Here is a 6574-nt window from a genome sequence, read left to right as displayed (position 1 = left end):
ATCGGCAACGAGAAACTTAAGGCGGGAGTGATGGCGTTTTTCACGGTACCCGTAATCACGGAACAGCGTCACAACTCCGGCTGCGACCTTAAGCGCTTCTTCCGGTTTGACAAATACATTGAGTTTTTGCGCCAGATGCGGTTTTGCGGAGAGTCCGCCGCCCACCATCACATGGAACCCGGCAGTTTCTTGTCCGTCAATGATTTTGACAGCCGGGGTATACGACAGATCGTTGATCTCGGCTTGTCCATTGTTATAGTAATTGGCGGAGACAGACAACTTGAATTTACGCGGCAGGTTGGAGAAATCCCGGTTCAGCATAAAGAAATCATTCAGCTGCTCCACGATAGCGGTCGTATCGAACAGCTCGTCCTTGTCGATTCCCGCCAGCGGATTACCCACGATGGTCCGCGGACAATCCCCGCAGGCTTCATAGGAATAGAGCGAGGCAGCCTCCAGTCTCCGGAAAATGTCAGGGAAATTCTCAACCGTCAGCCAGTGAAACTGGACAGCCTGCCGGGTGGTTACATCAATCAGCCCACGCCCGTACAATCGGGCGATCTCGGCAATGGCTCTCGCCTGTTCCGAGGTCATAATTCCGGTATTGATGCGGACACGCATCATGAAATGGCCGTTTCGCGGCTTTTGCTGATAGACCCCGCCACTTAAAAAGATCAAGCTCGTCAGCCGGGATAGAATCAAACCCCTCCAGGGCATATTTTTCAATAATAGTGCGGATGATGTCCAGCCCGTCTTTCTGCAGTTTAACAAATTCGAATTTGCTCAGCTTTTCTGGATCAGCACTCCAAACCGGTTCGTAAGCCATCGTATAACTTCCTCTCTGCCAGGATATCCCCTTCAGTGATATTGCATAAATTCCGGTAGTATTCCTGTGATATTATGCTCGATGGTAACATAACCCGCCAAGAACAGGCTGTGAGAGTTGTAGCAAACGATATAACGATTCTTTATAGCTTCATAAGGTCCTGCTGATAGTTCCCTGACACTTCGATGGAGTTTTAACTTGGGCGTGGATTGTTTTCTTTATCGTCAATGAGGTTATTCATATTTTGAAGGCTAAAAACAGCTGTGAAAAATATTTCTTGTGACATTTACCGATTTTTTGCGGATTTCCTATTGCGCCTGGCAAATGGTAGCGATAACATAGAGGGAGATATGGATTAGAGGACCTTGCTTGACAACACTTTTGAGGAGGTAATGCCATGCTGCTTGCAGAAGCTGCTGTGCAAGAACCGTCTAAATTTCATACCTTTGATCTTTTTATGATTATGTTCACCATCCTGATCTTTATCGGTGTCTTTCGGCTGCTCCGAGCTCCCCAGAAGAACAAGTTTGCTATTGCCTTCGGTGTGGTGAGCCTGCTGGTATTTGCCGTTTCCGATTATGCGATGATTATGAACTGGTTAAGCTGACCGGAAATGTACACTTACCTCTTAACCAAGCTGAGAACAATTGAAGATTTGAGGCCCACTAAACGAATATTAGAAGACCTTGAAAATTTGAGTAGAAGAGGAAAGTGTTAAGGGGCCTTGAGAACTGAGGAAATGGCTCCAGATAATTCAGTGGATAGATTTACTACCCGAAAATGAGCAAAAACGACATTCCTTTGTGTGTAATTCCTAATTCCTTGATCTACAAGCTCCTTCTGACTCTGAACGATGCTAATCTAACACTAGCTCAGTAGGCGCTGCTGCAAATGGTTTCAATCGCTACAATTGGCGGGGAAGAAAAAAGATGATATATTGCAAATAACGACCATGGCCGTTTGTGGCCTCGGTCGTTATTTGTGCTGAATCTGTCTGTAGTGAAGACGGGCATCGTCTTGAATAATCTACCGCGATCAATACAACATACTATCTTTTAATATACAAAATTATGTGAGACATCTTTAAGCAGAGGGGCTTTCTCATCTTTGGCAGACAGCACAGGAGTAACATTGATAGGCCATTCAATACCGATGTCAGGATCATTCCACAAAATACCGCCATCACATTCTGGTGCGTACAGCTCATCGCATTTGTATTGAACCTCCACGTCCTCAGTCAGCGTTATGAAACCGTGGGCGAAGCCTTTGGGAATGAGTAGTTGCTTCTTGTTCTCAGCGGTTAGTTCAACACCGAACCACTTGCCGTAAGATGGGCTGCCTTGACGGATATCTACCGCCACATCATAAATGGATCCACGTGTGCAGCGGACGAGCTTGGTTTGAGCTTTGGGATTCAGTTGGAAATGCAGTCCACGCAAAGTTCCCTTGACGGCCGAATAGGACTGATTGTCTTGAACGAACTTATAGTCAAGACTTTGGTCCTGGAACTTTGCTTCGTTATAGGTTTCCATAAACCAGCCTCGGTGATCTCCAAAGACTGCCGGTTCAACAACGATGACGCCCTCTAGATTAGTTTTGGTAAAATTCATCTTCTTCACTCTTTCAGCTTTTAAAATTGGATTTTTCCGTTGGCTACTTTAATCAGATATTGACCGTAGCCGGTCTTATTCAGTTTATGTCCACATTCCAGCAGATGTTCCTTTGTAATCCAGCCATTAATATAAGCAATTTCTTCGGGGGCAGAAATTTTAATACCCTGATGATCTTCAATCGTTCTGACAAAATTAGTAGCGTCAACCAGACTTTGGTGTGTTCCGGTATCCAACCAGGTGAAACCGCGTCCGAGCAGGGCAACATCCAGTTCTCCCAATTTCAAATAGGCTTCATTAATTGACGTGATTTCTAATTCCCCTCGGTGCGACGGCTTCACTTCCTTAGCTAAAGAAACCACGCGATTGTCATAGAAATACAGGCCGGTAACCGCATAATTGGATTTAGGTTGCTCCGGCTTTTCTTCGACACTGAGAACTTTGCCGTCTTCGTCAAATTCCACCACACCGAAGCGTTCGGGATCAGGTACATGGTAGCCAAAAACTGTTGCGCCACGTTCTTTTCCGGCAGCTTGTTTAAGGATCTTGGTCATGCCGTTGCCGTAGTAAATGTTGTCTCCAAGAATCATAGCCACGGAATCTTCCCCAATAAACGATTCACCCAAAATAAAGGCCTGTGCAAGTCCGTCGGGACTTGGCTGAACAATGTATTGCAGCGAAATTCCGAACTGGGAGCCATCGCCGAGCAAATTTTCAAAACGGGGCGTATCCTCAGCAGTAGAGATAATTAGTATATCTTTGATGCCTGCCAGCATCAGCGTGGATAGAGGATAATAAATCATTGGCTTGTCATAGACCGGCAATAACTGTTTGCTGGTCACCATTGTGAGAGGATAAAGGCGGGTGCCGCTTCCTCCCGCAAGAATTATGCCTTTCATAACCTTTTTCGACTCTCCTTGCTACATATAAATTTTGGTAACAGTGTAATCTTTTTCGTATTATCTTTTCAAATTATATTTTACGCTGTATGTTCTTGATTTGTCTATTAGGGTAAAGAACTCATGTGTACACTAAGATATCTCAGAACTGAAAATTAGATCCAGGTGGTCCTATTTTGATGGCGCAGCGATGTGATATTTGATACAATTAATAAGTTAAAGATTTGGAAAAGACCCGCTAAACAGCGGTTTGGGAGGATATAAATGAACGAGCAAGGATTACGCAGAGAAGACGTGGAGCTGCTGGCCCCGGCCGGTGACTGGGATTGTATGCGTGCAGCAGTGGCGAACGGAGCAGATGCCGTCTTTTTTGGCGTAGAGAAGTTTAATGCACGGGCGAGAGCCAACAACTTCCGTATGGACGAGCTGCCGGAAATTATGGCATTTCTCCATAGTTATGGCGTGAAGGGCTTTCTGACGTTTAATATACTGGTGTTTGAAAATGAGCTGGCCGATGCCAAGGAGCTGATCGATGCCTGTGTGGATGCGGGTGTGGATGCGGTAATTGTGCAGGATTTGGGGCTGGTCAAAATGATCCGCGAGATTTCTCCGGATTTCCCGATCCACGGCTCAACACAAATGACAATTACGTCGCCGGAAGCGGTGGAGTTCACGAAGCCCTGGGGAATGGAGCGCGTAGTGCTCGGCCGGGAAAATAATCTGAAACAAATCCGGACTATCGGGGATCAGGCCCGCCTGCCGATGGAGGTGTTCGTGCACGGTGCGTTGTGTGTCTCCTATTCGGGGCAATGCCTGACTTCGGAAATGTGGGGCGGGCGTTCCGCGAACCGCGGTGAATGTGCCCAAGCCTGCCGTTTACCATATGATCTTATGGTGGATGGCGAAGTGAAGCCGATGGGGGATGTGACTTACCTGCTGTCTCCTAAGGATCTGGCCGCAATAGATCTGATGCCGGAGCTGATCGAAGCGGGTGTCACCTCCTTCAAAATTGAAGGCCGGCTCAAAAGCCCGGAGTATGTGGCTAACGTGGTGAGCAAATACCGTAAAGCGATTGACCGTTATTTTGACGGGAACTGGTCTCCTACCTCCAAGGAAGATATCCGTGAGCTGCAGCAGAGCTTCTCCCGTGGCTTCACGCATGGCTTCCTGGATGGGACGAATAATAAGAAGCTGGTGGACGGAACTTTTCCAAAAAGCCGTGGTGTGTACATGGGAACGGTCGAGCAGATTCTGCGTGACGGTGTTGTCTGCCGGATTCATGCTCCGCTCAAACGCGGTGACGGTATTGTGTTCGATGCCGGTGATCCGACGAAAAAAGAAGAAGGCGGCCGCGTCTATGATCTGCGCCGCAAAGGTGTGAAGCTTGAGGGTGAAGCCGGAGAAGGCTGGATCATCGACATCGTCCCGGGGCGCAATGACGTTGATCTGCGCCGCCTGCATGTCGGCGACCGCATCTGGAAGACCAATGACCCGGCGCTCGACAAGGCGCTGCGCCAGTCCTACGAAACCGAGAAGCCGTACCGCGTCTTCCCGGTTCAGGTGAAGGTAGCAGGCCGCGTAGGCGAGCCACTGGCCACCTGGTGGACCGACGTTCAGAAGAACGTCACGGTCCGCGTGGATTCGGAGCTGCTGCTGGAAACCGCGCAGAAGCGTCCGATGGATGCCGCCCTGCTGGAAGAACAATTCGGCCGCCTGGGCGGGACCGTGTTCCAGCTTGAGGCGCTCGAGTCGCAGCTGGAAGGCGACGTGATCGTGCCTATGCGCGAGCTGAACAGCATCCGCCGCCAGGCGGTGGAGCTGCTTGCCGGCGAGCGCCCGAAGCCGCCCATCTACGTGAAACGGGCGGTAGAGGTTTACGGCGACGCCTTCCGCAGGGGCGCCGCAGGCCCGCGCGGTGAGGCGGAGCTCACCGCGCTGTGCCGCAGCCTGCCGCAGGTGCAGGCTGCGCTCGAAGCCGGCGTAAGAAGCATTTACGCCGACTTTGAGTTCATCAAGCAGTTCCCGGCAGCGGTGGACGCTGTGCGGGCTGCGGGGGCCAGTATAGCGCTGGCCACGCCGCGCATCCATATGCCGGGCGAGAACGGCTACCACGCCAATATCCTGCGCCTGGAGCCGGATGCGGTGCTGGTACGTAATACAGGCGCGCTGTATTACTATCTCAAGCGCCGTATGGAGCAGCCGGATGTCGTGCATCCGCGCCTGATCGGCGACTTCTCGCTGAATATCGCCAACCACAAGGCGGTGGAGCTATTCCTGAACGCCGGCTTAGATACAGTGACGCCGTCCTATGATCTGAACATTCAGCAAATGGTAGATCTGCTTGAGCACAGCGATACCTCTCGCATGGAGGTTGTGATCCATCAGCATCTTCCGATGTTCCATACCGAGCATTGTGTGTACTGCACCTTCATGAGCGAAGGGACCGACTACACAAATTGCGGGCGCCCTTGTGAAGAGCACCGTGCTTCCCTGCAGGACCGGATTGGGATGTCCCATCCTGTTCGTGTAGACGAAGGCTGCCGCAACACTGTTTATAATGCTGTGGAACAGTCCGGTGCGGAATACTTGAATAATTTCCGTGAGCTGGGTGTCTCCTCCTTCCGGGTGGAGTTTCTGGAAGAAAAACCGGAGCAGGTGGCTGAGGTCATCAGTCTCTATACCCGTGCGCTGCGCGGTGAGATCTCCGGCACTCAAGTCTGGAAGAGCCTCAAGGCTACTAACCAGCTTGGGGTCACACGCGGACAACTGGTGAATGCCAAGTAAAGTCCGGCTGACTGGCTGAAGCTCTAGTGGAGTACAAATTATTATATAGAGTCAGGATGACTCAGGGGCATATTAGCTGCGCCTGAAGGCACCCTGGCTCTTTTTGTATAAAGAGTAACCACTCCTAATATATAACAATATTACTGCCAAAAAACTTCCTGAACTGCTATAATGAATTTAATTATGCCAAGTTTCTACGGAGACTGGGGTGCAAAGAACTAAAGCAGACAGAAGGAGCTATATCATGAAGATTCGTAAGGCTATTATCCCCGCGGCCGGGCTGGGGACCCGCTTTCTGCCCGCCACTAAAGCGATGCCCAAGGAAATGCTGCCGATTGTAGACAAACCGACGATTCAATATATTGTCGAAGAAGCCGTTGCCTCGGGAATCGAGGATATTATCATCGTAACCGGGAAGGGCAAGCGCGCGATTGAGGACCATTTTGATAATTCTT

Annotated in this window: 5 protein-coding genes and 1 pseudogene; 3 read left to right on the top strand and 3 right to left on the bottom strand. The window is 49.9% G+C overall.

Annotation, left to right across the window (positions count from 1 at the left end; translation table 11 throughout):
• Nucleotides 1–826: pseudogene (locus AQR02_RS19895) on the bottom strand (nitrite/sulfite reductase); the annotation flags it as partial.
• A 397-nt stretch (nt 827–1223) separates the two neighbouring features.
• Between AQR02_RS19895 and AQR02_RS19890 the strand changes: the two are divergent.
• On the top strand, nt 1224–1433 hold the full coding sequence (locus AQR02_RS19890) for a hypothetical protein (protein ID WP_054942205.1): 210 nt from the start codon (nt 1224–1226) through the stop codon (nt 1431–1433).
• 448 nt (nt 1434–1881) lie between these two features.
• Here AQR02_RS19890 and rfbC read toward each other — a convergent pair whose 3' ends face one another.
• Nucleotides 1882–2436, bottom strand: coding sequence for a dTDP-4-dehydrorhamnose 3,5-epimerase (rfbC, locus tag AQR02_RS19885; RefSeq protein WP_054942204.1), 555 nt, complete (start codon nt 2434–2436; stop codon nt 1882–1884).
• Nucleotides 2437–2456: 20 nt separating this feature from the next.
• Nucleotides 2457–3335, bottom strand: a complete 879-nt coding sequence (gene rfbA / locus AQR02_RS19880; RefSeq protein ID WP_054942203.1) for a glucose-1-phosphate thymidylyltransferase RfbA — start codon at nt 3333–3335, stop codon at nt 2457–2459.
• A gap of 264 nt (nt 3336–3599) precedes the next feature.
• Between rfbA and AQR02_RS19875 the strand changes: the two genes are divergently transcribed.
• Together AQR02_RS19875 and AQR02_RS19870 are read left to right on the top strand one after the other, a co-directional pair.
• On the top strand, nt 3600–6119 hold the full coding sequence (locus tag AQR02_RS19875; protein WP_054942202.1) for a U32 family peptidase: 2520 nt from the start codon (nt 3600–3602) through the stop codon (nt 6117–6119).
• A gap of 244 nt (nt 6120–6363) precedes the next feature.
• On the top strand, nt 6364–6574 hold a 211-nt coding region (locus AQR02_RS19870), incomplete at its 3' end, for a sugar phosphate nucleotidyltransferase (protein ID WP_148449176.1).

This window comes from Paenibacillus ihuae, from assembly GCF_001368795.1.
GTDB lineage: Bacteria > Bacillota > Bacilli > Paenibacillales > Paenibacillaceae > Paenibacillus_AQ > Paenibacillus_AQ ihuae.
The sequence above is the reverse complement of the archived record's forward strand: the minus strand, read 5'-3'. Positions and strand labels throughout refer to the sequence as shown.